Annotated in this window: 1 protein-coding gene; it reads left to right on the top strand. The window is 39.0% G+C overall.

All coding sequences use genetic code 11. The features are described from left to right. Positions 1 to 790, top strand: a 790-nt coding sequence (locus tag ACT3RM_RS18035) for an IS982 family transposase (RefSeq protein ID WP_444511536.1), incomplete at both ends; no start/stop codon positions are given.

The raw sequence follows: 790 nt of genomic DNA on the forward strand, positions 1-790 counted from the left end.
TCGATGATTTTTGCAAAGTATTTATACCTCAATGGGAAAAACAATTACTCGAAGATGGTACCCAAAAACGTCAGCGAGCAGGACGTATGACGACCAGTGAAATTATGACTATTGTCATTAGTTTCCATATGTCGCATCACCGTGATTTTAAAAATTACTATCTTGGCTATGTTTCACTTATGTACAAAAGTGAATTTCCTAACTTGCTCAGTTACACGCGATTTTTAGCCGTTATGCCGAGGGTACTTGTGCCGATGTGTGCCTATTTTACTTCACTTAAAGGTAAACCCACAGGTGTTGAATTCATTGACTCTACATGTATCAAGGTGTGCCATAATATTCGTATTCCTAGGCATAAAACCTTTGATGGAATAGCCCAGCGAGGCAAAGGAACGATGGGTTGGTTTTATGGCTTCAAACTGCATTTAATTGTTAATCATCATGGTGAGATTGTTGCTGCAAAAGTGACAACAGGTAATGTGCATGATACGCAGCCAGTGCGTGAATTAGCGAGCTGCCTGACAGATAAACTGTATGGTGACAAAGGATATTTAAGTAAAGCTTTAGAAACGGACTTACTTGATAAAGGTGTAAAGCTTATTACGACTGTTCGCAAAAATATGAAGGCAAAAGCGATGTCACTATGGGATAGAGCGATGCTTTCAAAGCGCTTTATAATCGAGACAATTAATGACCAACTCAAGAACATATCCTTCATTGAACATTCGAGACATCGGAGTATGAACGGTTTTATGTTGAATTTAGTGGCTGGATTGGTGGCTTATTGCTT

Origin of the sequence: Pseudoalteromonas sp. AOP7-A1-14, from assembly GCF_052376275.1 — a bacterium.
Lineage (GTDB): Bacteria > Pseudomonadota > Gammaproteobacteria > Enterobacterales > Alteromonadaceae > Pseudoalteromonas.